The organism is Phytobacter sp. SCO41, assembly GCF_003073275.1.
Lineage (GTDB): Bacteria > Pseudomonadota > Gammaproteobacteria > Enterobacterales > Enterobacteriaceae > Phytobacter > Phytobacter diazotrophicus.
Map to the genome: position 1 here is coordinate 167345 of NZ_CP027225.1, position 26393 is coordinate 193737.

The 26393-nt window shown below is 54.5% G+C and carries 23 protein-coding genes and 1 pseudogene; 15 read left to right on the forward strand and 9 right to left on the reverse strand.

Going from position 1 to position 26393, the window contains the following annotated elements:
• Nucleotides 1-51: 51 nt before the first annotated feature.
• Nucleotides 52-1122, reverse strand: coding sequence for an ABC transporter permease (locus tag C5523_RS00810; protein ID WP_071195054.1), 1071 nt, complete (start codon nucleotides 1120-1122; stop codon nucleotides 52-54).
• 17 nt (nucleotides 1123-1139) lie between these two features.
• Nucleotides 1140-2660 (reverse strand): sugar ABC transporter ATP-binding protein, encoded by a 1521-nt coding sequence (locus C5523_RS00815; RefSeq protein WP_039080163.1) that lies wholly within the window; start codon nucleotides 2658-2660, stop codon nucleotides 1140-1142.
• Between the two features lie 222 nt (nucleotides 2661-2882).
• On the opposite strand from C5523_RS00815, the gene yiaJ reads away from it, so the two are divergent.
• Complete coding sequence (gene yiaJ / locus C5523_RS00820; protein WP_039080164.1) at nucleotides 2883-3698, forward strand: IclR family transcriptional regulator YiaJ; 816 nt, start codon at nucleotides 2883-2885, stop codon at nucleotides 3696-3698.
• 123 nt (nucleotides 3699-3821) lie between these two features.
• Complete coding sequence (locus C5523_RS00825; protein WP_071195052.1) at nucleotides 3822-4295, forward strand: 4Fe-4S dicluster domain-containing protein; 474 nt, start codon at nucleotides 3822-3824, stop codon at nucleotides 4293-4295.
• Nucleotides 4296-4360: 65 nt separating this feature from the next.
• On the opposite strand, the gene avtA is transcribed toward C5523_RS00825, so the two are convergent.
• Nucleotides 4361-5614: a valine--pyruvate transaminase gene (gene avtA, locus C5523_RS00830; RefSeq protein WP_039080166.1), complete on the reverse strand. Its 1254-nt coding sequence runs from the start codon at nucleotides 5612-5614 to the stop codon at nucleotides 4361-4363.
• 83 nt (nucleotides 5615-5697) lie between these two features.
• Here avtA and C5523_RS27345 point away from each other — a divergent pair, with 83 nt between their 5' ends.
• Nucleotides 5698-5835 (forward strand): hypothetical protein, encoded by a 138-nt coding sequence (locus C5523_RS27345; RefSeq protein WP_172960865.1) that lies wholly within the window; start codon nucleotides 5698-5700, stop codon nucleotides 5833-5835.
• 573 nt (nucleotides 5836-6408) lie between these two features.
• On the opposite strand, the gene C5523_RS00835 is transcribed toward C5523_RS27345, so the two are convergent.
• Complete coding sequence (locus tag C5523_RS00835) at nucleotides 6409-8439, reverse strand: alpha-amylase (RefSeq protein ID WP_108700462.1); 2031 nt, start codon at nucleotides 8437-8439, stop codon at nucleotides 6409-6411.
• A 317-nt stretch (nucleotides 8440-8756) separates the two neighbouring features.
• On the opposite strand from C5523_RS00835, the gene C5523_RS00845 reads away from it, so the two are divergent.
• Nucleotides 8757-9584: a protein bax gene (locus C5523_RS00845; protein ID WP_039080168.1), complete on the forward strand. Its 828-nt coding sequence runs from the start codon at nucleotides 8757-8759 to the stop codon at nucleotides 9582-9584.
• Between the two features lie 78 nt (nucleotides 9585-9662).
• On the opposite strand, the gene xylR is transcribed toward C5523_RS00845, so the two are convergent.
• The 4 genes from xylR to xylF all read right to left on the reverse strand — a co-directional run bounded on the left by xylR (nucleotide 9663) and on the right by xylF (nucleotide 14711).
• Nucleotides 9663-10841 carry a D-xylose utilization transcriptional activator XylR gene (gene xylR, locus C5523_RS00850; RefSeq protein ID WP_039080169.1) on the reverse strand — a complete coding sequence of 393 codons (1179 nt, stop codon included), beginning with the start codon at nucleotides 10839-10841 and terminating at the stop codon, nucleotides 9663-9665.
• Nucleotides 10842-10934: 93 nt separating this feature from the next.
• Entirely contained in the window at nucleotides 10935-12116 is a 1182-nt protein-coding gene (gene xylH, locus C5523_RS00855; RefSeq protein WP_039080170.1) for a xylose ABC transporter permease XylH, read from the reverse strand.
• Nucleotides 12094-13635 carry a xylose ABC transporter ATP-binding protein gene (locus tag C5523_RS00860; protein WP_079496913.1) on the reverse strand — a complete coding sequence of 514 codons (1542 nt, stop codon included), beginning with the start codon at nucleotides 13633-13635 and terminating at the stop codon, nucleotides 12094-12096. Before C5523_RS00860 ends, xylH begins: the two co-directional genes overlap by 23 nt.
• 83 nt (nucleotides 13636-13718) lie before the next feature.
• Nucleotides 13719-14711, reverse strand: coding sequence for a D-xylose ABC transporter substrate-binding protein (gene xylF / locus C5523_RS00865; RefSeq protein ID WP_108700463.1), 993 nt, complete (start codon nucleotides 14709-14711; stop codon nucleotides 13719-13721).
• A 360-nt stretch (nucleotides 14712-15071) separates the two neighbouring features.
• Between xylF and xylA the strand changes: the two genes are divergently transcribed.
• From xylA to yiaA, 5 genes are all read left to right on the forward strand, one after another.
• Nucleotides 15072-16394 (forward strand): xylose isomerase, encoded by a 1323-nt coding sequence (xylA, locus tag C5523_RS00870; protein WP_039080173.1) that lies wholly within the window; start codon nucleotides 15072-15074, stop codon nucleotides 16392-16394.
• A gap of 85 nt (nucleotides 16395-16479) precedes the next feature.
• Nucleotides 16480-17934 (forward strand): xylulokinase, encoded by a 1455-nt coding sequence (gene xylB / locus C5523_RS00875; protein WP_039080174.1) that lies wholly within the window; start codon nucleotides 16480-16482, stop codon nucleotides 17932-17934.
• 133 nt (nucleotides 17935-18067) lie between these two features.
• The gene (locus tag C5523_RS00880) at nucleotides 18068-18607 is read left to right on the forward strand and encodes a cysteine hydrolase family protein (RefSeq protein ID WP_108700464.1); all 540 of its coding nucleotides are present in this window, start codon (nucleotides 18068-18070) and stop codon (nucleotides 18605-18607) included.
• Nucleotides 18604-19524, forward strand: coding sequence for a GlxA family transcriptional regulator (locus C5523_RS00885; RefSeq protein WP_039080176.1), 921 nt, complete (start codon nucleotides 18604-18606; stop codon nucleotides 19522-19524). Before C5523_RS00880 ends, C5523_RS00885 begins: the two co-directional genes overlap by 4 nt.
• 94 nt (nucleotides 19525-19618) lie before the next feature.
• Nucleotides 19619-20050, forward strand: coding sequence for an inner membrane protein YiaA (gene yiaA / locus C5523_RS00890; RefSeq protein ID WP_039080177.1), 432 nt, complete (start codon nucleotides 19619-19621; stop codon nucleotides 20048-20050).
• Between the two features lie 36 nt (nucleotides 20051-20086).
• Here yiaA and C5523_RS00895 read toward each other — a convergent pair whose 3' ends face one another.
• Nucleotides 20087-21082 (reverse strand): acyltransferase, encoded by a 996-nt coding sequence (locus tag C5523_RS00895; RefSeq protein WP_108700465.1) that lies wholly within the window; start codon nucleotides 21080-21082, stop codon nucleotides 20087-20089.
• A gap of 175 nt (nucleotides 21083-21257) precedes the next feature.
• Between C5523_RS00895 and C5523_RS00900 the strand changes: the two genes are divergently transcribed.
• The 6 genes and pseudogenes from C5523_RS00900 (at nucleotide 21258) to C5523_RS00925 (ending at nucleotide 25924) form a co-directional block, all read left to right on the forward strand.
• On the forward strand, nucleotides 21258-21563 hold the full coding sequence (locus C5523_RS00900; protein WP_172960866.1) for a YsaB family lipoprotein: 306 nt from the start codon (nucleotides 21258-21260) through the stop codon (nucleotides 21561-21563).
• Nucleotides 21564-21668: 105 nt separating this feature from the next.
• Nucleotides 21669-22580 carry a glycine--tRNA ligase subunit alpha gene (gene glyQ / locus C5523_RS00905; protein WP_004126458.1) on the forward strand — a complete coding sequence of 304 codons (912 nt, stop codon included), beginning with the start codon at nucleotides 21669-21671 and terminating at the stop codon, nucleotides 22578-22580.
• A gap of 9 nt (nucleotides 22581-22589) precedes the next feature.
• On the forward strand, nucleotides 22590-24659 hold the full coding sequence (glyS, locus tag C5523_RS00910) for a glycine--tRNA ligase subunit beta (RefSeq protein ID WP_039080179.1): 2070 nt from the start codon (nucleotides 22590-22592) through the stop codon (nucleotides 24657-24659).
• 119 nt (nucleotides 24660-24778) lie between these two features.
• Nucleotides 24779-25027 (forward strand): annotated as a pseudogene (locus C5523_RS00915) (transposase); the annotation flags it as partial.
• A gap of 157 nt (nucleotides 25028-25184) precedes the next feature.
• Nucleotides 25185-25451 carry a DUF1778 domain-containing protein gene (locus C5523_RS00920; protein WP_039080180.1) on the forward strand — a complete coding sequence of 89 codons (267 nt, stop codon included), beginning with the start codon at nucleotides 25185-25187 and terminating at the stop codon, nucleotides 25449-25451.
• Nucleotides 25439-25924 (forward strand): GNAT family N-acetyltransferase, encoded by a 486-nt coding sequence (locus C5523_RS00925; protein ID WP_039080181.1) that lies wholly within the window; start codon nucleotides 25439-25441, stop codon nucleotides 25922-25924. Before C5523_RS00920 ends, C5523_RS00925 begins: the two co-directional genes overlap by 13 nt.
• Nucleotides 25925-26393 lie beyond the last annotated feature (469 nt).

Sequence of the window (26393 nt, forward strand, 5' to 3'; positions counted from 1 at the left end):
CAGACAGCATTGAACTATTTTGTTATACATTTTCAGTTCCTTACGCGAGAGTCATTGGGTAACAGAGGAGCCCGGTGCGGTCGTTTGAGCACGCTGCACCAGTTTTTTATTTAATGCCCGGCGGCGCTGTGCATAACCGGCCAGGGTAATCGACAACAGTAGCGTCGCACCGTTAAACAGCGGTTCGACCCAGAATGCGCCGCCAAACTGCTGAATCCCGGCGATACCGATCGCCAGTACCGCAATTCCGACCACCGTGCCCCAGACGTTCACGCGCCCCGGACGAATAGTGGTACTGCCAAGGAACGCCCCCACAAGGGCAGGCAGCAGATAGTCCATGCCGACGCTGGCCTGGCCCACGCCCTGCTCGGCGGCAATGATCACCCCGGTAAACCCGGTTAAGGTGCTGGAGGCGATAAAGGCGCCGATGGTGTAACGGTTAACGGCGATGCCGTTGAGCGCAGCCGCGACCGGGTTACCGCCCACCGCATACATGCAGCGACCAATCGGGGTGTGTTCGGTGATGATCCACAGCACCACGGCGGCAAACAGGACATAAAAAGCCACCACCGGAATGCCAAACAGGTCTGAATGATGCAGGGCAATAAAGGCGTCCGGTAAGTCGCCGACAATCTGCCGTCCGCCGGAGTGCCAGAGCGCGATGGCGTAGAGCACGGTGCCGGAGCCGAGCGTAGCCACGAAGCTATCGATGTCGGCCAGCGCCACCAGAATGCCGTTCAGCAGGCCATACAGCGCGGAGAGCGCCAGCACGATGGCCACGGCCACCGGCCAGGAAAAGCCATATTCCACCTGCAACGTGATGGCGAGGATGTGCCAGAGCACGATGCCAAAGCCGACGTTAAGATCAATTTTCCCGACAATCATCGGGATGGTCGCCGCCAGCGCCAGCAGGGCGATTTTCGATTTACTGTCGAGAATGGCCTGTAAGGTCAGCAGTGAAGCGAATGAGGGCGTCGTCAGCGAAAAAACGATAACCAGTACCACGCAGATCACGGGCAGGCCGTAACGGGTGGTTAATTGTCCAAGCCAGGCGGCGGCACCGTGTTCATGAAGCGATACGCGTGATTCCAGGGCCGTCGATTTCATTGATGTTTTAGCCATAACTAACGCACTCCGACTTAATGTAGTGTGCCGCTGCCTGACGCCAGTTCGAGCAACCTGGCGAAGGTGACATCCTGGTTGAGAAGCTCGCCGACAATCTGCCCACGGTTAAATACCAGCGCCCGGTTGCAGATATGCGCCACCTCTTCCAGGTCATTGGAGATGACCAGAATGGCGACGCCGTTTTGCAGCGCCTGATTGAGCAGGTCATAGATTTCCGCACGCGCGCCGACATCAACGCCCGCGGACGGGTCTTCCAGAATGAGCAGTGGAGCATTGAGTGAAAGCCAGCGCGCCATCACGACTTTTTGTTGGTTGCCGCCGGACAACGCGCTGATTTCAATGTTGATCTGCGCTGGCCGGACATCGAACTGGCGGATTTTCTCCCAGCTCATCGGCGCTTCGCTTTTTTCGTTATAGCGGGACAGCGGGGCGTGACCGTGTTTACACGGATTCATAAACAAGTTTTCACGCACCATCATGCCCGGAATCAGACTTTCATGAAGGCGATCGCCTGCGACAAAAGAGACGCCCGCAGACATCGCCTCCCCTGGTGTTGTCGCCGTAAACGGCACGCCATTTAATGTGATTTGCCCGCTTTCCTGCGTACGGCAGGCAAACAGCAAACGTCCAATCTCTTCCTGTCCGGCGCCGCGCAGACCGGCGAGCGCCACCATCTCACCGGCACGAAGCTCGAAAGAGACGGGGCCGGTATCACCCACTTTGACGTTGTCCATCTTTAACAGCACCGGCGCATCACCGTCGGGTAACGCCTGGCGCTGGTCGTCACGCAGACTTTCGCCAACAATCAGTTCGACCAGACCACGCAGGGTGTAGTGGTCGATGTCACCACCACCTGCATAGCAACCATCGCGCATGGCGCAGACGGAATCGGCCATCTCCATCACCTCATCCAGACGATGGGTGATATAAATCATGCCGACCTGTTTTTCCCGCAGGATGTTCATTACCCGAAACAGGTGGCGAACATCGTCCGCGGGAAGGGAGGCCGTCGGCTCATCAAGCACCAGCACCGAGGCATCAACCGCTACCGCACGGGCTATTGCCAGCAGCGATTTTTCAGTGCGGGAGAGGTCGAACACGCGGTCATCCGGATCAAGCTGAATGCCGATATCTTCCAGCGCTTTTTGCGCCTGACGGCGTGTTGCCGCCCAGTCAATCAGCCCAAAGCGACGGGGAAAACCCATCACCAGCGCCATGTTTTCCGCGACAGTCATCCACTCCACCAGACCTAAGTCCTGATGGATAAAGGCAATTGGCTGCTCGTTGCCCCGGCGCAGCGCGGCGGCAGAATCCACCGGCTCACCGCGAAACAGGATTTCGCCACCGTCGCGGGAATAGACACCGGCCAGCACTTTGATCAGCGTGGATTTGCCCGCACCGTTCTCCCCCAGCAGTGCCACAACCTTGCCCGGATAGATATCCAGGCTGACGTTGTTGACCGCCACATTTCCCCCAAAGCGCTTAACGATATGGCGCATGGATAACAAAGGAGATAACACTGCTGCTTCTGCCATTTAAGATGACCTCCCACCGAGGGAATGAGAACGTTGTGCGACCTGTAGATTTCACTATGCGAAATCTGATTTCAAATATAGCGATCATAATTTGACAAAGCAATTGCTGGATATATTTTTGAAATGTAATAAAATCAATAAATTACAAATTTTCTGTTCAGATCGTGAAGTGAAACACACTTTGCGCTACCATCAGGTCGCCACAAAAAGGAGGCGAAAGCGATGAACACCAAAGAGAGTGAAAACACGCAGGAGAAAGAGAGGCCGGCAGGAAGCCAGAGCTTGTTTCGCGGTTTGATGTTGATAGAGATACTGAGCAATTACCCGAACGGTTGTCCGCTGGCGCATTTGTCCGAACTGGCGGGGCTGAATAAAAGTACCGTGCACCGATTGCTGCAAGGGCTGCAATCCTGTGGCTACGTGACCCCCGCGCCCGCTGCCGGGAGTTATCGCTTAACCACAAAATTTATCGCTGTCGGACAAAAGGCGCTCACGTCGCTGAATATTATCCATGTTGCCGCGCCGCATCTGGAAGCGCTGAACCTGGCGACCGGGGAAACCATCAATTTCTCCAGCCGCGAAGACGATCACGCCATTCTGATTTACAAACTGGAACCGACGACGGGTATGCTGCGTACGCGCGCCTATATTGGTCAGCATATGCCGCTGTACTGCTCGGCGATGGGTAAAATCTATATGGCCTTCGGTCAGCCCGATTATGTGAAAGAGTACTGGGAGACGCATCAGGAACAGATTCAACCGTTGACGCGTAATACCATTACCGGCCTGCCCGCGATGTACGATGAGCTGGCGCAGATCCGCGAAACCAGTATGGCGATGGATCGTGAAGAGAATGAGCTGGGCGTCTCTTGCATTGCTGTCCCGGTGTTTGATATTCACCACCGCGTGCCGTACGCCATCTCTATTTCGCTTTCTACATCACGCCTGAAACAGATTGGCGAGAAAAACCTGCTCAAACCGCTGCGTGATACGGCGCAGGCTATCTCTAACGAGCTGGGATTTACGCTGCGCGTGTAGGCAGAAGGCCAGATGTGATCAGGCAAATGAACGATTTACCCGCTTTCCCCATCGGGATCAAAGCGAAGACGGTTCATTCTCTGGCACTCTGAACGGAATTTTTCTGTATCAGGGGTGTGGAGAATGAACCGTTTTATACTTGCGGATTCGACCAAATGTATCGGCTGTCGTACCTGTGAAGTCGCCTGTGTGGTCTCACACCAGCAGGATCAGGACTGCGCGGCTATCTCCCCGCAAACCTTCAGCGCACGGATTCGCGTGGTAAAAACCGGCTCTTTTTCCACGGCGGTCACCTGTCGTCACTGTGAAGACGCCCCATGCGCCAATGTTTGCCCGGTAGGGGCCATCAGCCGGGTCAATGGCGCGGTGTATGTGGAGCAGACGCTGTGCATCGGTTGTAAGAGTTGCATGCTGGCCTGCCCGTTCGGCGCCATGCAGGTGACGATGGAAAATGACCAGGTACAGGCGCAAAAATGCGATCTGTGTCTGCACCGTGAAACCGGACCTGCCTGTGTGGAAGCCTGCCCGACCAGCGCATTAGCATGCATCGATCCCATCAGGCTGCGACAAAGCCGCCTCAACAGTCATTTAGCGTAACGTATTGACGTTTCTGGTTAAGAGATGCGAAGAGGAGGCCCTCATCAAGAGGGCCGGATTGCTGATTACGCGTGCTCACGCCAGGCGATTTCAATTTCCTCGGCGAGGATTTTCACGCCGGCTTCGATTTTTTCCGGGTCTGGCACATAGTTCATGCGCATACACTGGTGCGTGTGCGGCCATGGCTTATCCAGCCCAGGAAAGAAATAGTCGCCGGGGACCATTAATACGCCGCGCTTTTTCAGACGCTGGTACAGCAGCTCGGTCGTGATCGGCAGGTCTTTAAACCACAACCAGAGGAAGATGGCCCCTTCTGGCTTGTGGATCAGGCAGCGCTCTTCCGGCAGGTAGCGGCGAATAATCGCGATCGTTTCCTGCACACGCTGGTAGTAAAACGGCTTAATCACGGTTTCCGACAGGCGCAGCAGATCGTTGCGCTTAATCATTTCGCACATCATGGCCGGGCCAATACCGCCCGGTGCGAGACTGATAATGCCGTTCATATTACGGATGGCGGATATCACCTTGTCGTTGGCGATGATAATACCGCAACGGCTTCCCGGCAGACCCAGCTTCGACAGGCTCATGCAGAGGATAATATTCGGATTCCATAAAGGCCGCGCTTCGCTAAAAATAATGCCCGGGAAGGGGACGCCATAGGCGTTATCAATAACCAGCGGAATGCCGTGTTGATTGGCCAGCGCATCCAGTTTGATCAGCTCTTCATCGGTAATGACGTTACCGGTTGGGTTGGTCGGGCGCGATACGCAGATCATCCCGGTCTCTTCACCGATGTGCAGGTGTTCGAAATCGACATGGTATTTGAACTGGCCGTCCGGCAGCAGTTCGATATTCGGGCGTGCGGAGACAAACAGATCTTCTTCCAGCCCGGAATCGGCGTAGCCGATGTACTCAGGCGCTAATGGAAACAGCACCTTACTGGTGGTTCCGTCGGCACGGCGACCAGCAAACAGATTGAATAAGTAGAAAAACGCGCTTTGGCTGCCGTTTGTCAGTGCAATATTTTGTGGTTCAATGTCCCAGCCCAGTTCATCGCGCAGCATGCTTGCCAGCGCCGTCAGCAGTTCGGTCTTCCCTTGTGGGCCATCGTAATTACACAGCGCATCAGTGGCTTTGCCGTTTTCGACCATTTCTGCCAGCAGATTATGGAAGTAGTCGGTCATCGCCGGAATCTGCGCCGGGTTACCGCCGCCGAGCATGATGGCGCCCGGTGTGCGCAGGCCATCGTTAAGGTCTTCCATCAGGCGGGTGATGCCAGCGTGACGGGTAAATTTGTCGCCGAAAAGTGAAAATGTCATAGCTGCTGTTCTGTCGGGCCGATTTTAAAAATGGCTAACCATAGCGCTACATACCCTGCTGTGCAAATCGGATGAGATGGGGTGTGGTGACGTTTTATTTTGTGAATTTATGGTTTGGTGGGTTTTTATATTGTGATGCCGATGAGTTTGTCGTCCCGGTCAGCGCAGCGCCGCCGGGGAATATACTGGAAGGCGGCGTAAACGCCTTCTCCGGGCTATGACCGGTTTTCTCCCTCTCCCTCAGGGAGAGGGTTGGGGTGAGGGGAATATGCGGCTCAGGTGGTGGGTTCCGTTCACCTTATGTTCATGGCGAAATGGACCTCCTGAACACGTGAACGGGTAAAGGGGAACACCGCGTTCCCCTTTACAATCCCCGCGGCCCCGCAAAGAAATCGGTGCTTCGCACTGCGTTCGCCTCCCGCCCCGCTGCCTGCGGTCGGTTTGACTCGAGTTACTCGCCCTATCCCTGGGGCTCGCCCTTCGGGCCAACGCGTTGCGTTGTTCAAAATCGTTCCGGACGATTTTGTCGTGTCTCGACAAACCTCAGTCCGCCATCCCTGGCGGCCTGCCCTTGTCATCGGGTCTTCGTCTCACCGATTTCAGCGGGGACTCAACCCCCTCGCTGTACGCTCTGCGCCAGGGGGGGCACAAAGATGTCGCTGTGGTTGCCGTGCGGTAAACGGGTCAGTCATGGCTAAAAAGATTATGGATGTCCACGGTCTGGTTGCCCCGGTCAGCGCAGCGCCGCCGGGGAATATACTGGAAGGCGGCGTAAACGCTACGCAGGAAGAGAATTAGCGATTCCCCGCCCAGACCACCATCACTTTGTCGCCGTTGTGCTCGCGCACGAAGCCGTATCCTTGTGGCAGGCTAAGCGTTGTCTGCTTACCCGCCCCCAGTGCCGGGTGACGCGCGCGGAATTGCCCCAGCGTTTGCCAGTGTTGCAGGGTTGGCGCCGCCTTGCCGTTGATGTCCTGCCAGTTCATGTCCGAACGTGTCCCCTGTAGCGGGTCGGAGCCGGTCGGCCCGAAAGGCCGGCTGGTTTCATCGCCATAAAAAATCTGTACTGCCCCTGGCGCCAGCATCAGCAACTCTGCCGCTTCCTGACCGCCGTCGCGGAACAGACGCGTGTCATGGGAAGAGAGATAACTCAGCGCATTAAAGCCCTGCAGCTTTTCTGCCATCTGCTGCCAGACGAGATCCATATTCGCCAGGCATTTCACCGCACCCGCGGCCTGTTCCTGGTAATCAAAATTGATCATCGCGTCGAAGCCATGGTTGTAATAATCGCTGCGCATGACACCGTGCCCCCAGGATTCTCCGGTCATCCAGAACGGCGCGTCGTCGAGTTTTTTCTGCGGGTTCGCTTTTTTCCATTCGGCCAGCGCGTCGGTGGCCTGGGTTTTTAACTGCTGCCAGGCCGCGAGTTCGACATGTTTGGCGGTATCGACCCTGAAACCGTCGATGCCGTAGTCACGCACCCACTGACTTAGCCAGTGGGTCAGGTAATCTCGCGGCGTGTAGCCAGGGATCTCTCGTGCGGCGGTATCGGGTTTATGACGATAAAAGTTCGGTAATCCTGACGGCGTGGTGGATTCGGTTTTCAGATCCGGCAGAAAGGCCAGCGACATGGTCAGGTCATCGAAGCCGGGGTTGTCGTAGTCGCCAATATCGGTGCGGATCCACTTTTTGCCCCACCAGTTCTCCCAGGCCGCTTTGTCGCTGAAATTGATAAAGTCGTTAAAGCTATGCCAGCTTTGCCCCGGGCCTGGCCGCCAGTCTGTCCAGCGCTCGCCGAGCACTTTTTTGCGCTCTTCACCCTGAACATAGAGCGCGCCGAACTGAAATTCCTGCATATCTGCCAGCGTCGCGTAGCCGGTGTGGTTCATCACCACGTCAAAAAGGATACGGATACCGCGCTTATGGGCTTCATCGACCAGAGTACGTAAATCCGCTTCGCTGCCCATGTTGGCGTCCAGACGGGTCCAGTCCTGCGTGTAGTAGCCATGGTAGGCGTAATGCGGAAAATCGCCTTTTGTTCCACCGCCTACCCAGCCGTGGATTTGCTCAAGCGGTGAGCTGATCCACAGGGCGTTGACACCAAGCTGCTGCAGGTAGTCGAGTTTGCTGGTAAGCCCCTTCAGATCGCCGCCGTGAAAGGTGCCAATCTCCTGCATCCCGTCTTTGTGGCGTCCGTAGCTGTTGTCATTCGACGGATCGCCGTTGACGAAGCGGTCAGTCAGCACGAAATAGACCGTCGCGTTTTGCCAGCTAAAGGGGGCAGGGGCGGTGGTTTCAGCGCGTTCGAGCAGCAGCAGGCCGCCGCTACCGTTAGCCGGTTGCAGCGTTATCTTTCCGTTTTGCACCATCACTGTTTTCTGGCTGTAGAAATCGCGCACCATGCTCCCTTCCGGGAATGTCTTGCTGACGTCCAGCGTCAGGGCTTTACCGTCCCAGGTGGGGCACTGGCGCACGACATTAACGGCCTGGGTGACGGCTTTGCTTTTTACCGACAGCATTAGCGTTGGCGTGCCGGAGCGGGTATCAAGTTGAATCTGATAATTCCCTTCACGAAAAACGCGCCACTGGGGGGCATCGCCTGTGCAGGGTTTAAGGGAGAGCATCTGGTTGAGTTTGATGTCGGCGGCAGGCTGCCAGCATTGTTGATCAAGGTGCAGCGTCAGCGGGTATGACCCTTTCTGTAATGTGCTGTTGCTACGCCAGACTCCAGTACCATCATCGGAAAAGGCAGAGAGACCGGGAGCTGACCAGTTAGCGCTGGCGAAGGCCGGTATAAGCAGGAGAAAAAGGGCACTGTATTTCATCTGATCCTTCCCGAGGCATCCGTTTTTACCATTGTGTCATTAGCCCGGCGCGGGCAACTCATCCCGTGAGCGCAATCGCCAGGGTGGAGAGCGCCGGGTGAGTGATCGTGCGCAAATTTTGCGCAGAATTTGCGATAACCGCCACAAATCTATGCTGTTGTTTTCGCGACGTAGCAGGTTTGAGATGACAGGCTTTCGGAATTGGATTATTTCTGTACGTGCCCTGAAGCGCTATTTTTGATATGATTTGAGATTCAGCTCTCAAAATTGTGTAAAAAATAAGGTGTTGGAATGTTTATATCCGACCAGGAGACTTAATGATATCGACTCCCTTGCGACGACTAGGGGCCACGATACTCATGTTACTCACCATCGCATTTTCAGGTGAGGTGCTTGCGCAGACGCACAGCAAAACAGCGAGTCACAAAGCCCCAATCTCAAAGACGACCGGTACAAAACAGGCAAGCAGTAAACAAGAGTATTCTCGCAATAGTGTAAATAGCAGTTCACTTCCTGACTTGCGAAAATACCCTTCCGGAGCACCAAGAAAGAAAGCGTTTCTCCGGACGGTCATGCCTTATATTACCAGTCAAAATGCAGCGATTACCGCTGACCGTAACTGGCTGATGTCACGTCAATATAGCCAACAATGGTCGACGGCGGACCGTACACGCTTGAAGGATATCGCCAAACGCTACAAGGTGAGCTGGTCTGGCAATACCCGCCGTATTCCGTGGAATGCGTTGATGGAACGCGTGGATATTATCCCGGACAGTATGGTCGCGACCATGGCGGCGGCGGAAAGCGGCTGGGGTACTTCAAAACTGGCGCGTACCAACAACAACCTGTTCGGCATGAAATGCGGGAAAGGCAGTTGTAAAAACGGTCCAGGCAAAGTGAAAGGTTATTCGCACTTTGAATCGGTGAAAGAGTCCGTGGATGCTTATGTGGTGAATCTGAACACTCACCCGGCTTATGCTTCTTTCCGTAAGTCCCGTGCGCAGTTGCGTAAAGCGGACCAGGAAGTAACAGCCAGCAACATGATTCATAAGCTGAAAGGCTACTCAACGAAGGGCGCGAGCTATAACAACTATCTGTTTGCCATGTATCAGGACAACCAGCAGCTCATCGCCTCGCACATGTAATAGTCACATGTCATCGCATAACGCCTTCCACCCGGAAGGCGTTTTTCTTTCCTGAATACTCTGTTCCTGAATGCCCCGTTAAATCAGTGTCTCACCGTAGCGTTCACGGTAATCCTTCGGCGTGCTGTCGTACTCTTTGCGAAACACCGAATAGAAATATTGCAGTGACGGATAGCCACACATCTGCGAAATTTCGTTGATGGAAAGGGAGGTGGAAACCAGCAGGCTGCGTGCTTTTTCCAGTTTTTCCGCGTGGATCACCGCATGGATGGTTTCGCCCACTTCCTCTTTAAAGCGCTTTTCCAGATTCGAACGTGAAATCCCGACGGCATCCAGCACTTGCTCTACTTTGATACCCTTACAGGCGTGATTACGGATGTAATGCATCGCCTGAATGACCGCCGGGTCATTCAGGGAGCGGTAATCCGTTGAGCGTCGCGCCACCACACGTACCGGTGGAACCAGCAGACGCTGCAGTGGCATCGGCTCATTGTCCAGCAGGCGATGCAGCAGTTTCGCCGCCTGATAGCCCATCTGCCGGGTTCCCTGCGCAACCGACGAGAGCGCCACGCGTGACAGGTAGCGAGTCAGCTCTTCGTTGTCGATGCCAATCACGCAGAGTTTCTCCGGCACCGGAATATGCAGATGGTCGCACACCTGGAGCACGTGACGGGCGCGGGCATCGGTAACGGCAATAATGCCCGTCTGCGGTGGCAGCGTTTGTAGCCAGTCCGCCAGCCGATTTTGGGCGTGCTGCCAGTTCTCAGGCGCGGTAGTCAGCCCCTGATAGACCACCCCGCGGTATTTCTCCTGTGCGACCAACTGACAAAACGCATGCTCTCGCTCAACGGCCCAACGTTTACCGCTGGAGGTGGGCAGACCATAGAACGCAAAACGGTGCACCCCTTTCTCTTTGAGATGCAAAAAGGCCTGCTCGACCAGGGCAAAGTTATCGGTGGCGATGTAGTGCACCGGAGGGTAGTTTTCCGGTGCGTGATAGGAGCCGCCGACGCCGACAATCGGTACGTCGACATCGGCCAGCAGGCGCTCAATTTCAGGATCGTCATAGTCGGCAATGACGCCATCGCCGAGCCACTCTTTGATGTTTTCGATGCGGGTACGGAAATCTTCCTCGATGAAGATATCCCACTCAGATTGTGACGCCTGCAAATATTCACCAACCCCTTCAACCACCTGGCGGTCATAGGCTTTGTTGGCATTGAATAACAACGTAATGCGGTGGCGTTTCTCGAACATATCGGTTCCGTCGCTGGTTAATCATTAATTCTGATTATCATATTCGGCACACTGCCGGAGAAAAATCTTCCGGCAGTGTGATCGCTCCTGGTTTCACGCCCGACGTTTGGTGGCGGAGTCCATCCATACCGCCAACAGCAAAATGGCTCCTTTCACGATGTACTGCCAGAACGTGGGCACATCCATCATGCTCATGCCGTTATCCAGTGACGCCATGATAAATGCCCCCATCACCGCGCCCGCCACGCTACCAATCCCGCCCGCGAGGCTGGTGCCGCCGATAACGCAGGCGGCGATAGCGTCCAGTTCAGCAATGTTGCCCGCCGAGGGTGAACCCGCCCCCAGACGTGAGCTGAGAATTAGCCCGGCAATCGCTACCATCAAGCCGTTTATGGCGAACACCGCCAGCTTGGTGCGTTCCACGTTGATCCCGGACAGGCGTGCGGCCTCCAGGTTACCACCGATAGCGTAGATACGACGACCAAACGCGGTACGCGTAGCCATAAACATCCCCGCCAGCAGCAGGAAGACGAGCAGCAATACCGGCGTCGGAACACCGCGATAATCATTGAGCAGCCAAATGGCACCGAGCACCAGCACGGCGATGAGCGACTGGCGACCCACGACGGAGGTGGACGCGGTGGTGGTCAGCCCCATCGCCTGGCGGCGCAGTCGTCCACGCCACTGCCACAGAATGAAGGCGACAAGCCCCAGCGCACCCACGCCGAAACCGACACCATCAGGCAGATAACTTTGCCCGATTTGCGACATGGCAGCGCTGGTGGGTGAGACGGTTGTGCCATTGGTGATGCCAATCAGCACGCCGCGAAACGCCAGCATCCCCGCAAGGGTGACGATAAACGACGGCACCTTACGGTAGGCGACCCACCAGCCGTTCCAGGCACCTAACAGTAATCCCAGTACCAGCGTGACCACAATGGTCAGCGGTAAAGGCCAGCCCAGCCAGACGTCGAAAATCGCCGCCGCGCCGCCCAGCAGACCCATCATCGAGCCCACGGAGAGGTCGATTTCCGCCGAGATAATGACGAACACCATGCCCACCGCCAGGATGCCAGTAATGGCCGTCTGGCGCAGCAGGTTTGAGACGTTACGCGCGCTCAGGTAAGCGCCGTCGGTCATCCAGGTAAAGAACAGCATGATCACAGCGATGGCTGCAATCATGACAAAGACCTGGAAATTCAGAGACTTCAATCCTTTGAAGGCACCCGGTACCGGGGCGGATAGTTTCATTTCAGACGGGTTGCTTTTCGACATGATGTTCGCTCCTCAGCGCCGCTTCCATGACCTGCTCCTGGGTCAGTTGATGATTAATTAGGTCGGCTTTTAGCTTGCCTTCATGCATCACCAGTACCCGATCGCTGAGCCCCAGCACTTCGGGCAATTCGGAAGAGATGACAATAACGGCAATCCCCTGCTGTACCAGTTGATTGATTAATTTATAAATTTCGTATTTCGCGCCGATATCAATCCCGCGCGTCGGTTCGTCGAGGATCAGAATGCGCGGGTTGAGCAGCAGGCAGCGGGCAAGAATGGCTTTTTGCTGATTCCCACCGCTCAGGCGACCAATCGCCAGGTCGGGGGAGGAGGTTTTCACTTTTAGACGTTGCAGCGACTGCAAAATGCAATGCTGCTCTGCTGCATCGTCCAGGCTACTCAGCGTGCCGGAAAACTGGTCCAGCGCCGCGAGGGTGATGTTTTTACCGACGGCCATCACGGGGACGATGCCATCTTTTTTGCGGTCTTCTGGCACCATCGCGATACCACTGGCAATCGCCTGCTGGCAGTTATGGATGTGCACCTGTTTGCCATCAAGGAAAATATTGCCTTCCCAACGTCCCGGCCAGACGCCAAACAGGCACTGTACCGCTTCGGTTCGCCCGGCGCCCACCAGCCCGGCAATACCCAAAATTTCGCCACGTTTAAGGGAGAAAGAGACGTCATTGACTCGCTTGATGTGTTTATTGACTGGATGCCAGGCGGTTAAATGCTCAACACGTAAGATCTCATCGCCGGTGGTGTGCGGTTCGTTGGGGTAGAGGGCGGTGAGTTCGCGGCCCACCATCATGGTGATGATGTCGTCTTCGCTCATCCCGGTGGCATCGCGCGTGCCGATATGCTGACCATCGCGGATCACGCAGATGACGTCAGAAATAGCCTTCACCTCGTTGAGTTTGTGCGAGATATAAATACAGGCGATACCGTGGTTTTGCAGATCGCGAATGATATCCAGTAAGACGGCGGTTTCCTGCTCGGTGAGTGAGGCGGTCGGTTCATCAAGAATAAGCAGACGGACCTGTTTATTCAGCGCTTTGGCGATTTCTACCAGTTGCTGTTGCCCAAGCCCGAGATCGCCGACACGGGTATTGGGGGAAATCGTCAGACTGACCTGGGCGAGCAGCTTTTCGCAGCGCAGCGTCATGGTGTCGTAGTCCATCACGCCGTGATGGGTGATCTCGGTGCCAAGAAAGATGTTTTCCAGCACCGTCAGGTGCTTAACCAGCGCCAGTTCCTGATGGATTATCGCAATGCCTTTACGCTCGGTATCACGGATATGCCCGGCCTGTAGGGTTTCGCCAGCAAAAACAATTTCGCCGTCATAGCTGCCCCAGGGATAGATGCCGCACAGTACTTTCATCAGCGTGGATTTGCCGGAGCCGTTTTCACCGCAAAGGGATAACACCTCGCCTGCATTGAGCCGCAGACTCACGTTATCAACGGCCTTGACCGCGCCAAAGGCCTTGGTGATGTTCTTCATTTCAAGTAAATAAGGCATAACTGCTCCACGTAATTCGAGGTATTCACAGTGCCTGAAGACATGTTCCGGCGTGCCTCCTGTCGGGAGACACGCCGCGAGGCTTAGAGCTGATCTTTCTGATGGAACCCATCTTTGATAACCGTGGCGTCGATGTTGTCTTTGGTGACTTCAATCGGCGTCAGCAGACGGGCGGGGACGTCTTTCAGACCGTTATTGAGGGTGGAGTCCGCTTTTGGCTGTTTGTCATTACCGAGCTCAACGGCGATTTCTGCGGCCGTGTTAGCCAGTTGGGTGATGGGCTTATAGACCGTCATGGTCTGGCTGCCGTTGATCAGGCGTTTAATCCCGGCGAGGTCGGCATCCTGGCCTGAAATGACGACCTTGCCTGCCAGGCCTTGAGCGCTCAGCGCCTGAATTGCGCCGCCTGCGGTCGCATCGTTAGACGCCACGACCGCGTCGATTTTGTTGTTGTTCGCCGTGAGGGCGTTTTCCATGATTTTCAGCGCATTTTCAGGCAGCCAGCCGTCGACCCACTGATCGCCGACAATTTTAATCTTGCCGCTATCAATGTACGGTTTTAATACTTTCATTTGGCCTGCGCGGAACAACTTAGCGTTATTATCAACGGGCGAACCGCCCATCAAAAAGTAATTGCCCTGAGGCACTTTGCTGACCAGGCTTTGCGCCTGCAATTCACCAACCTTTTCATTGTCGAAGGAAATATAAAAATCAATGTCGGCATTATTGATCATACGGTCATAAGCCAACACTTTAATCCCTTCTTGTTTGGCCTCTTTTACAACATTACTTAATACCTGACCGTTGTAGGGAATAATAACCAGAACATCAACGCCGCGGTTGATCATATTTTCGATTTGCGACATCTGGGTTTCTTCATTACCGTTAGCCGACTGGACAAAAACCGTGGCACCCAGCGATTCGGCTTTTTTAACAAAAATATCACGGTCTTTCTGCCAACGTTCGAGGCGTAAGTCATCAATCGCCATACCGATTTTTACTTCTTTTGCGTGACCCGCCATGCTGGCGAGCAGCAAAGAAGCACACAAAGTAAGGCAAAGGTTCTTTATCTTCATAATAGTAATACCTTTTTGTAGGGTGACGAAGCGAGATAAAAGAAACATGCACTGCGATGAACGTTGCAAATTTTTAACGCGTAAACGGTGGCTGGCAATTCCTGGTTTTTATCCCGGCGTTATGTTTTTTGGTTTATTTGTGGAAGTTTGACGGTGATCTGATTTTAAAATAAGCGGAAACGGTTTTGCAGGCGGCAACAATTAAGCAAACGGCCTGGTTATGGCTTATTTTGCGAGGTGGTGCACATTTGCGTATTCTCTTAATGTCAGTGTGAAATAACGTAATTGAGCAAGGCGAGGAGAGAATCCAGTATTACCTGGAAAATGAATCTTTGCCGACACCTGATTATGGAGCTCATTATGCATGCTTATTTCGACCAGCTCGAACGTGTTCGTTATGAAGGCCCGAAAACAACCAACCCTTTAGCGTTTCGTCATTACAACCCGGACGAGTTAGTGCTGGGTAAGCGAATGGAAGATCACCTGCGCTTTGCCGCCTGCTACTGGCATACATTCTGCTGGAACGGTGCGGATATGTTTGGTGTGGGATCATTCGACAGACCGTGGCAACAGCCGGGCGACGCGCTGGCGCTGGCGGAGCGCAAAGCGGATGTAGCGTTTGAGTTCTTCCACAAACTGAATGTGCCTTACTACTGCTTCCACGATGTCGATGTCTCGCCGGAAGGGGCTTCGCTGAAAGAGTACCTGAATAACTTTGCCCACATGGTGGATGTGCTGGCGCAAAAACAGCAGCAGAGCGGCGTGAAACTGCTCTGGGGTACCGCTAACTGCTTTACTAACCCGCGCTATGGCGCAGGGGCTGCCACTAACCCGGATCCCGAAGTATTTAGCTGGGCTGCGACCCAGGTCGTCACCGCGATGAACGCAACTCATCAGTTGGGCGGCGAAAACTACGTGCTGTGGGGCGGTCGTGAAGGCTATGAAACCTTGCTCAATACCGATCTGCGTCAGGAGCGTGAGCAGATTGGCCGCTTCATGCAGATGGTTGTCGAACACAAACATAAAATCGGCTTCCGTGGCACGCTGCTGATTGAGCCAAAACCGCAGGAACCGACCAAACATCAATATGATTATGATGTGGCAACGGTGTACGGCTTCCTCAAACAGTTCGGTCTGGAAAAAGAGATTAAAGTGAACATCGAGGCGAACCACGCCACGCTGGCCGGCCACTCTTTCCACCATGAAATTGCCTCTGCCATCGCGCTGGGTATCTTCGGTTCGGTCGATGCTAACCGCGGCGATGCGCAACTGGGTTGGGATACAGATCAGTTCCCGAACAGCGTGGAAGAGAACGCGCTGGTGATGTATGAAATCATCAAAGCGGGCGGCTTTACCACTGGCGGCCTGAACTTTGACGCCAAAGTGCGTCGTCAGAGCACCGACAAATACGATCTGTTCTATGGCCACATTGGCGCAATGGACACCATGGCGCTGGCGCTGAAAGTGGCCGCGCGGATGAGTGAAGACGGTGAGCTGGATAAACGCGTCGCGAAACGCTATGCCGGCTGGAATGGTGAACTTGGCCAGCAAATTCTGCAGGGCCAGCTAACGCTTGCTGAACTGGCGAAGTACGCTGAACAGCAAAACCTGGCGCCGCGCCATCAGAGCGGGCATCAGGAACTGTTGGAAAATCTGGTAAACCATTACCTGTTCGACAAGTAACCGGCGCTGGCCTGCATTCGGGCCTGCACACCGACCAGGCCCGGAACGCGTTGCGTTACCGGGCAGTTTTTTTAAGGAGCCATCTATGTATATCGGGGTTGATCTTGGCACATCAGGGGTAAAAGCAATTTTGCTCAGTGAGCAGGGCACCGTACTGGCCTCACAAACGGAAAAGTTAACGGTGTCGCGCCCGCGCCCTTTGTGGTCGGAGCAGGACCCGTTGCACTGGTGGCAGGCCACGGACCGGGCGATTCGCGCCCTCGGCGAACAGCATTCATTACAGCAGGTGAAGGCCATTGGCCTGGCCGGGCAGATGCACGGCGCCACGCTGCTTGATAACGAAAATCAGGTACTTCGTCCGGCTATTTTGTGGAATGACGGGCGCTGCGCCGAAGAGTGTGCGCTGCTGGAAGCGCAGGTAAAAAACGCACGGGCGATAACCGGCAACCTGATGATGCCGGGGTTCACCGCGCCAAAATTACTATGGGTGAAGCGCCACGAACCTGACGTGTTTGCCCGCGTGGCGAAAGTCCTGCTGCCGAAAGATTATTTGCGCTGGCAAATGACCGGACAGTACGCCAGCGATATGTCGGACTCCGCAGGAACGATGTGGCTGGATGTGGCAAAACGCGACTGGAGCGACGAGATGCTTGCCGCCTGCGCGCTGACCCGCGACCATATGCCTGCCTTGTTCGAAGGCAGCGACATCACAGGCACCTTGCTGCCGGAGGTGGCAGCGCGCTGGGGCATGGCACAGGTTGCCGTCGTCGCAGGTGGTGGCGATAACGCGGCGGGTGCCGTCGGCGTTGGCATGGCGGACGCCGGGCAGGCGATGCTCTCCCTGGGAACGTCCGGCGTCTATTTTGCGGTCAGCGAAGGTTTCCTCAGTAATCCCGAAAGCGCGGTGCACAGTTTCTGCCATGCGCTACCGGGACGCTGGCATCTGATGTCGGTCATGCTCAGCGCCGCCTCCTGCCTGGACTGGGCCGCGAAGCTGACCCGGCTGGATTCTGTACAGGCGCTGATTGCCGCAGCGGAACAGGCGGATGACAGCGCGGGCGATCTCTGGTTCTTACCCTATCTTTCCGGCGAGCGTACGCCGCATAACAACCCGGAAGCCAAAGGCGTGTTCTTTGGCCTGACCCATCAGCACGGGCCGAATGAGCTGGCGAAATCGGTGCTCGAAGGGGTGGGCTATGCGCTGGCAGACGGGATGGATGTGGTGCACGCCTGCGGCGTGAAGCCGCAAAGCATCACGCTTATCGGCGGTGGGGCGCGCAGCAGCTACTGGCGACAGATGCTGGCGGACATCAGCGGGCAGCAGCTTGATTACCGCACGGGGGGCGATGTCGGCCCGGCTTTAGGCGCGGCACGTCTGGCGCAAATTGCCGCCAACCCGGATGTCCCGGTGACCCGCCTGTTGCCACAACTGCCGATTGAACAGCAGCACCAGCCGGATGCCGCGCGCCATGCGTTGTATCAACCGCGTCGCGAAACCTTCCGTCGTATTTATCAGCAGCTTTTACCGCTGATGTCGTAACGTCTGTGTCCTCCCCGTTTGCGCGGGGAGGATGTTCGTCTGTAATCCACCTGATGATGTCCTTTTTTGGTCTTAGCACCTTGCCCGTTCCTTGCCAGAATAGCCCTACACCCACTGCGTAAGGAGTCCCAAAATGTCACGTACCGCCCTTATCAATATTGATACTCAGAACTCTTTCCTGCATCGCGATAGCTGGCAGGAGGACAATTTTCCCGCTTTTCGCGACGCCATGTTGAACCTGATAGCCGGCTGTATTGCGCGGGATGTGCCGGTGGTAGACATTTTTCATGTCGCTGACGGCGGGCTGTTCGCGCTGGAAAGTGGTTATGTCGCGCCAATGGCCTTTTTGCAACATCAGCCTGCGGTGACTTTCTACAAGCATGTGCATAATGCCTTTACCGATACCGGGCTGGATCACTGGCTGCGTAAACAGGATATTAATCATGTCATTATTTGCGGGATGCGCACCGAACAGTGCTGCGAAACGACGGCCCGCGTGGCGTCAGATCTTGGCTACAGAGTGACCTTTGTCAGTGAAGCGACGTTAACCTTCCCGATGACGCATAAAGGGATTACGCTGGACTGCGACGCGCTGCGTCATCGTACAGAAACGGTGCTTGAAGGCCGTTTCGCCACAGTGAAAACTGTCAGTGAAACTCTGGGATCCCTATGACCACCGATGTCTGGTTCGTGATGTTGCCGGGCGTGCTGGCGCTGGATATGACCGGCCCGGCAGAAACCTTCTCCCTGGCGGGTGAGGCCTTTCGCTTGCATTACATTGGACCGGACGCAGAGGTGCCGACCTCTATCGGCCTGACGATGGGCAATATTGCGCCGCTGCCGGACAGCCTGCCGGAAGGCAGTCTGCTGGTATTGCCCGGCGTTCATCAGTCCGCACGCTATTTTGCCACGCCCCAGGCTGATACCGTCCGCCACTGGCTGATGCGTATGCAACCGCTGATCCACAGCCAGAAGGTGCTGCTGATGTGTGTCTGTTCCGGCTCGCTATTAGCGGCAAAAGCAGGGCTGATGACGGGGATTCAGTGCACCACGCACCACGATGTGATTGCTCGTCTGAGGGCGGCGGCACCCGCCGCGCTGGTCAAAGAGAACCGGATTTTCATTGAAGACAGAGGGATCTGGACCAGTGCGGGGATCACCTCCGGTATTGACCTGACGCTGCACATTATTCACCGACTGTGCGGGCCGGAAACGGCGCTGGCGGTGGCTCGCGAGATGGTGGTCTGGTTCCGTCGTTCCGGCGATGACCCACAGCTCTCACCGTGGCTGCGCTATCGCAATCATCTCCACCCGGCGGTTCACCGCGCGCAGGATGTGCTTACCGCCGAGCCGCAAAAACCCTGGCAACTGGCGGATATTGCTGAGCAGGCGCACGTGAGTCCACGGCATTTAACACGTCTGTTTCAGCAACATCTGGGCATCAGCGTGCGTGATTATCTGGAACAACTACGTCTGGCGGTGGCCGAACAGTGGCTATTACAGGGGCGGGGTACGGAGCAGGCTGCGATGGCCGCCGGGTTTTCCTCACCCCGCCAGTTGCACCGCGCGCGTCAGCGTGCCGCCGGGTAACGTCACTATTGGTGTTTTCTGAAAAACTGCTCTCCCTCTCCCGCTTCGCCCCCGTGCCTTTACTATGGGTTACCAAAAACGGAGGGTGTTATTTATGGAAAAAAACGCAGTACATGTTTCTCCCGCGTTCAATATCGTGTCGTGGGTTGCCCTGATGGGGGGCGTCGCATCTTATCTGGTAGGTCTGTGGAATGCCGAGATGCAACTGAATGAGCGGGGTTATTACTTTGCGGTGCTGCTTCTTGGACTTTTTGCCGCAGCCTCCTATCAAAAAACGGTCAGAGACCGCTACGAAGGTATTCCCACCACCCAGATGTATTACTTTATGTGCCTGATAACGTTTATTCTTTCTATCGGCTTGCTGCTTGTCGGATTGTGGAATGCGACACTGCTGCTCAGTGAGAAAGGGTTTTACGGACTGGCCTTCTTTCTTAGTCTGTTTGGCATTGTCGCCGTGCAAAAAAATGTCCGTGATGGCTGGGATCAAACCGAGCCGGAAGTCGTACCCGCTGAGGCGGAGGAGTAAGTTCAATCGCCCGGCGTTGCTGGCCGGGCTGCTCGTTTAGCTCACATAGCGCCGCGTATCAATACGCTGCAACAGCATCGACAAGCCCAGGCTGATGAGCAGCGTTGCGGTAAAAATCCACAGGATATCGAGCACGGGCCAGGTCTGAATTTCAGCGCCACGGGTGCGTAGCGCATGAATGATAAGGGCATGAAAACCATAGATTCCCAGCGAGTGGCGGGAGATGATCGCCAGCCCCGGCAGCGCCCGCGCGCTAAGGGTGTTTTTGACGAGGGTGAACAGCGACATGGCGCAGATAAACACCAGCGGGCCACAATAGACATACCAGGTGTCGGCGAAATTACCCCGCCATTTCAGTTCATGCAGGGTGCCGCGAGAAATAGCGAATGCGGCGACGACAAAAACAGTCGCGCTCAGCACAGTGAGTGACTTTTTCTGCGTATCCATCATCCCTAACGCACGGCCCAGCATGCCGTACAACACGTAATAGAACGTGTCGCCATTGATATACAGATTGACGGGCAGCCATTCGAAATGGCCTATTTTTTGCGCCACCGTATTGGGATTGGCAACAATGCCAATGACGACCATCAGCGCCAGCAGCATCTTCCCGCTCACCTGCTTTACCTGAATAAGCGGCGAGACGAGATAGATAACGATAATCGCAAAGAAAAACCACAGATGATAAAACACCGGTTTTTGTAGCAGGTTTCGTAGTGATAACTCGCTGTTAATTGAGGTAAATAAGACGATGTAGAGAAAGGCGATCGTGCTGTAGAACAGCAGGCATAAACCGATACGCAAAAAATGGCGCGGCTGGGCGCTGCGTTCGCCAAAAAAGAGATAACCTGAGATCATAAAAAAGAGCGGCACGCTGACGCGAGAAGCAGAATTGAGGAGATTGGCGACACCCCAGTCGAGAGTGCTCACGCTGGCCGCGTTAGTCACGTACCAGGCGGTGGTATGGATCATCACAACCATCAAACAGGCGATCCCTCGCAGATTATCAATCCAGTAAATTTTCGACGACATCTGTTCCTCAATTTTCCCGTTAAATACCCTCTGACTTACGATTTAACGCACTTTCTTTCTGGATAATTCTGAGTTTTCCTGCCCATACTTGTGATGTTACGGCAGTTTTGCAAAATTCACTGCTTAGCACTCCTGACTTCTAAAAATAACAGCAGCTTAGCCTGACGGTAAAAAAATGATGATCAAAAGTATGGCGTCAGCCTTGTTAGTCTTGCTGGTGGCAGGATGCAGCGCGCCACCAGAAACGCCTGCGCAACGCGCGCAAAAAGCGAAAGTGAGCCCGGCGCACTCCCTCGAAATGGAACAGCTCTGCAAGCAATCTGCGGCGCATCGCTATAATACCGACTCGCAAGCCATCGCGGTTACCAGCTTCGAACAGTTTCAGAGTAGCTATGAAATGCGTGGTGTTACCCCCCGGAAGGAGGGTTTTGTCTGCTCTTTTGACCAGGAAGGCCAGTTTTTGCATCTCTCGATGCGCTAGTTCTTCAATTTTCCACAAACAGACCCGTTTCGTACTGTATATCTTCCGGTCAGCGGGTATACTGGCCCCTTCCTTTAAATCCACACGTATCCAGCACGAAATCATATGCAAAAGTTTGATACCAGGACCTTCCAGGGCCTGATCCTGACCTTACAGGATTACTGGGCTCGTCAGGGCTGCACCATTGTTCAACCTCTGGACATGGAAGTTGGCGCCGGCACATCTCACCCAATGACCTGCCTGCGTGCATTGGGGCCAGAACCGATGGCGACTGCCTACGTGCAGCCTTCCCGTCGTCCAACCGATGGCCGCTATGGCGAAAACCCGAACCGTTTACAGCACTACTATCAGTTCCAGGTCGTGATTAAACCGTCTCCGGACAATATCCAGGAGCTGTACCTCGGGTCTCTGAAAGAGCTGGGTATGGATCCGACCATCCACGACATCCGTTTCGTGGAAGACAACTGGGAAAACCCGACGCTGGGTGCCTGGGGTCTGGGGTGGGAAGTGTGGCTGAACGGTATGGAAGTGACCCAGTTCACTTACTTCCAGCAGGTTGGCGGTCTGGAATGTAAGCCGGTTACCGGTGAGATTACGTACGGCTTAGAACGTCTGGCGATGTACATTCAGGGCGTGGACAGTGTTTACGACCTGGTCTGGAGCGATGGCCCGCTGGGTAAAACCACCTACGGCGACGTGTTCCATCAGAACGAAGTGGAACAGTCCACCTACAACTTCGAATACGCCGACGTCGACTTCCTGTTCTCCTGCTTCGAGCAGTACGAGAAAGAAGCCCAGCAGCTTCTGGCGCTGGAAAATCCGCTGCCGCTGCCTGCGTACGAACGTATTCTGAAAGCCGCTCACAGCTTCAACCTGCTGGATGCGCGTAAAGCCATCTCCGTCACCGAGCGTCAGCGCTACATTCTGCGCATTCGCACGCTGACCAAAGCGGTAGCAGAAGCCTATTACGCTTCCCGTGAAGCCCTTGGCTTCCCGATGTGCAACAAGAATAAATAAGAGGCGGCCATGTCTGAGAAAACTTTCCTGGTGGAAATTGGCACCGAAGAGCTGCCACCAAAAGCCCTGCGCAGCCTGGCTGAATCTTTTGCTGCGAACGTGACCGCTGAGCTGGATAACGCTGGCCTGGCGCACGGTAAAATCGAATGGTTTGCCGCACCGCGCCGTCTGGCGCTGAAAGTGGCGAATCTGGCGGCTTCTCAGCCTGACCGTGAAGTTGAGAAACGCGGCCCGGCGATTGCTCAGGCGTTTGACGCCAGCGGCAATCCGAGCAAAGCGGCAGAAGGCTGGGCGCGCGGCTGCGGTATCACCGTTGACCAGGCCGAACGTCTGACCACCGACAAAGGTGAATGGCTGCTGTATCGTGCGCACGTGAAAGGCGAGAGCACCGAAGCGCTGCTGCCGAATATGATCGCCACCTCGCTGGCGAAGCTGCCGATTCCGAAACTGATGCGCTGGGGCGCGTCTGACGTCCACTTCGTGCGTCCGGTTCATACCGTGACCCTGCTGCTGGGCGATGACGTCATCCCGGCAACTATTCTGGGCGTCCAGTCCGATCGCGTGATTCGCGGTCACCGCTTTATGGGCGAGCCGGAGTTCACCATCGACAATGCCGACCAGTATCCTGAAATCCTGCTGGAGCGCGGCAAAGTTGTGGCTGATTACGAAGCGCGTAAAGCCAAAATTAAAGCAGACGCAGAAGAAGCGGCGCGTAAGATTGGCGGCAACGCTGACCTGAGCGACAGCCTGCTCGAAGAAGTGACCTCGCTGGTGGAATGGCCGGTGGTGCTGACGGCGAAATTCGAAGAGAAATTCCTCGCGGTGCCTGCCGAAGCGCTGGTGTACACCATGAAGGGTGACCAGAAGTACTTCCCGGTTTATGACAATGCAGGCAAGCTGCTGCCGAACTTTATCTTTGTGGCCAACATTGAGTCCAAAGATCCGGTACAAATCATCTCCGGTAACGAGAAGGTGGTTCGTCCGCGTCTGGCGGATGCCGAGTTCTTCTTCAATACCGACCGTAAAAAACGTCTGGAAGACCATCTGCCGCGCCTGCAAACCGTGCTGTTCCAGCAACAACTGGGTACGCTGCGCGACAAGACCGATCGTATTCAGGCGCTGGCGGGCTGGATTGCCGGGCAGATTGGCGCTGATGTGAATCACGCGACCCGCGCGGGCCTGCTGTCTAAGTGCGACCTGATGACCAATATGGTCTTTGAGTTCACCGACACCCAGGGCGTGATGGGTATGCATTACGCGCGCCATGACGGCGAAGCGGAAGATGTTGCGGTTGCGCTGAATGAGCAGTATCAGCCGCGCTTTGCGGGCGATGACCTGCCGTCTAACCCGATTGCCTGTGCGCTGGCGATTGCCGATAAGATGGACACCCTTGCGGGTATCTTTGGTATCGGTCAGCACCCGAAAGGGGACAAAGACCCGTTTGCGCTGCGTCGTGCCGCGCTGGGCGTGCTGCGTATCATCGTTGAGAAGAACCTCAACCTGGATCTGCAAACGCTGACCGAAGAAGCGGTGCGTCTGTATGGCGACAAGCTGACGAATGCCAAAGTGGTCGACGACGTTATCGACTTTATGCTGGGCCGTTTCCGCGCCTGGTATCAGGACGAAGGCTATACCGTCGACACCATCCAGGCGGTACTGGCGCGTCGTCCAACCCGTCCGGCGGATTTCGATGCGCGCATGAAAGCGGTATCTCACTTCCGCACGCTGGAAGAGGCCTCTGCGCTGGCTGCGGCCAACAAGCGTGTCTCTAATATTCTGGCGAAATCAGACGAGACGCTGAACGACATCGTGCATGCTTCCGTGCTGAAAGAAGCGGCAGAGATCAAACTGGCGGGCAATCTGGTCGTTCTGCGCGACAAGCTGCAGCCGTACTTTGCCGCAGGCCGTTACCAGGAAGCGCTGGTCGAACTGGCATCCCTGCGTGAGCCGGTTGATGAGTTCTTCGAAAACGTGATGGTGAATGCGGAAGATAAAGACGTTCGTCTGAACCGTCTGACGCTACTGTCCAAACTGCGCGAGTTGTTCCTGCAAGTTGCGGATATTTCCCTGCTGCAGTAATTGCGTGGTCGATAAATAAAAACCTGCCTGCGGGCGGGTTTTTTTACGCCTGAGTAAATAAAAAGGAACAGGTAAGAATATTCAGACGAATTAAATTTTTATTTCATTTGTTTTATGAGAAGACCATAACGATTATATCTGCACTCATCAAACAAGTCAGTGAATTACCTGTTGAGCTTTATAAAACTCTACTATGGGACCGGGGCGCTGAAATGACCAACAACACCCGCTCTAATGTAGCCACAGATATTCAGGTTTACGTCTGCGACCCTCAACCCCTCCGGCAACCTGGCTCAAATGAAAATACGAACAGATTGCTCAGGCCGCATTTGCCAAAAGGAACTGACTTATCGATTCACAGCCAGCAGAGCGTTTTAACCAATCTGTTGCATCCATCGGTTGAACTCACAGCACAAAGTGGACATCAAAATTATTTATATCAGAGAGGAAATGTTTATGTATAGCGTTTGCTATACATAAACATTGTGTTATGCTTGTAAAGCAAATGCTATACAGGGGGATCTCATGAAATCAGATGTTCAACTTAACCTTAGAGCCAAGGAATCACAGCGAGCACTCATTGATGCCGCCGCTGAGATCCTGCACAAATCACGTACAGATTTCATTCTGGAAATGGCCTGTCAGGCTGCTGAAAATGTGATTCTTGAGCGACGTGCCTTTAATTTTAACGATGAGCAATATGCAGAGTTCATCGATATGCTCGATGCACCGGTTGCGGATGATCCCGTTATCGACAAACTGCTGGCAAGGAAACCTCAGTGGGACGTGTAACAGCGCCAGAGCCTTTATCCAATTTCCATCAGGTGGCGGCGTTTGTTAGCGGTGAAGCTGTGCTCGATGATTGGCTAAAGCAGAGAGGCCTCAAAAATCAGGCTCTCGGAGCTGCCCGAACTTTTGTTGTATGTAAGAAAGACACGAAACAAATAGTCGGTTTTTACTCTTTGGCCACCGGTAGCGTCAACCATACAGAAACTACAGGCAACCTTCGGCGTAACATGCCAGACCCTATTCCTGTGATTATACTCGCCCGGCTTGCTGTCGACGTCTCATTTCGTGGAAAAGGGCTTGGCGCTGATTTACTCCACGATGCGGTGCTTCGTTGTTATCGAGTTGCTGAAAATATTGGTGTGCGTGCAATCATGGTTCACGCGCTGACGGAAGAAGCCAAAAATTTCTATATTCACCATGGTTTCAAGCCATCACAAACTCAGCAGCGGACGTTATTCCTTAAACTTCCTCAATAGAATGCGAAGACCGTTACGCCCAAATCGCTATAAGCGATAATGGGATGGTATATCCATGGCTGATTCAGTAGAACATTTTCACGAAACAGATTGTAAATGCATTATAGATGAAAGGGGAAAGCGCGCGATGTCAGAAAGTAGTGGAATGAATAATTCGGTTGCGGACAACTTTATTTATCTTTAACAGGAAAAAAGAGTCTATGTATTCCATAAATTCTTTATCAGGTGCTTCGGTTAACCTCTCCAACGTTTGGCGGCAGCAAAAAGTGAGGCCCGCTTGCCGCGCTCCTGTAATTGGAGCTATTTAAAGTATTGGGTGTAATTTATATAAAACATTTGTTGCACAATTTTAGGGTCTTTTATTTTGAATCAGATAATAACTATTGATGCGAATTAAAAACGGGCTAATTAAAAAGATGAAATTTAACCTTGAAATCCTGTCCGGTCTGCGGCTATCCTTTGCCCCGAC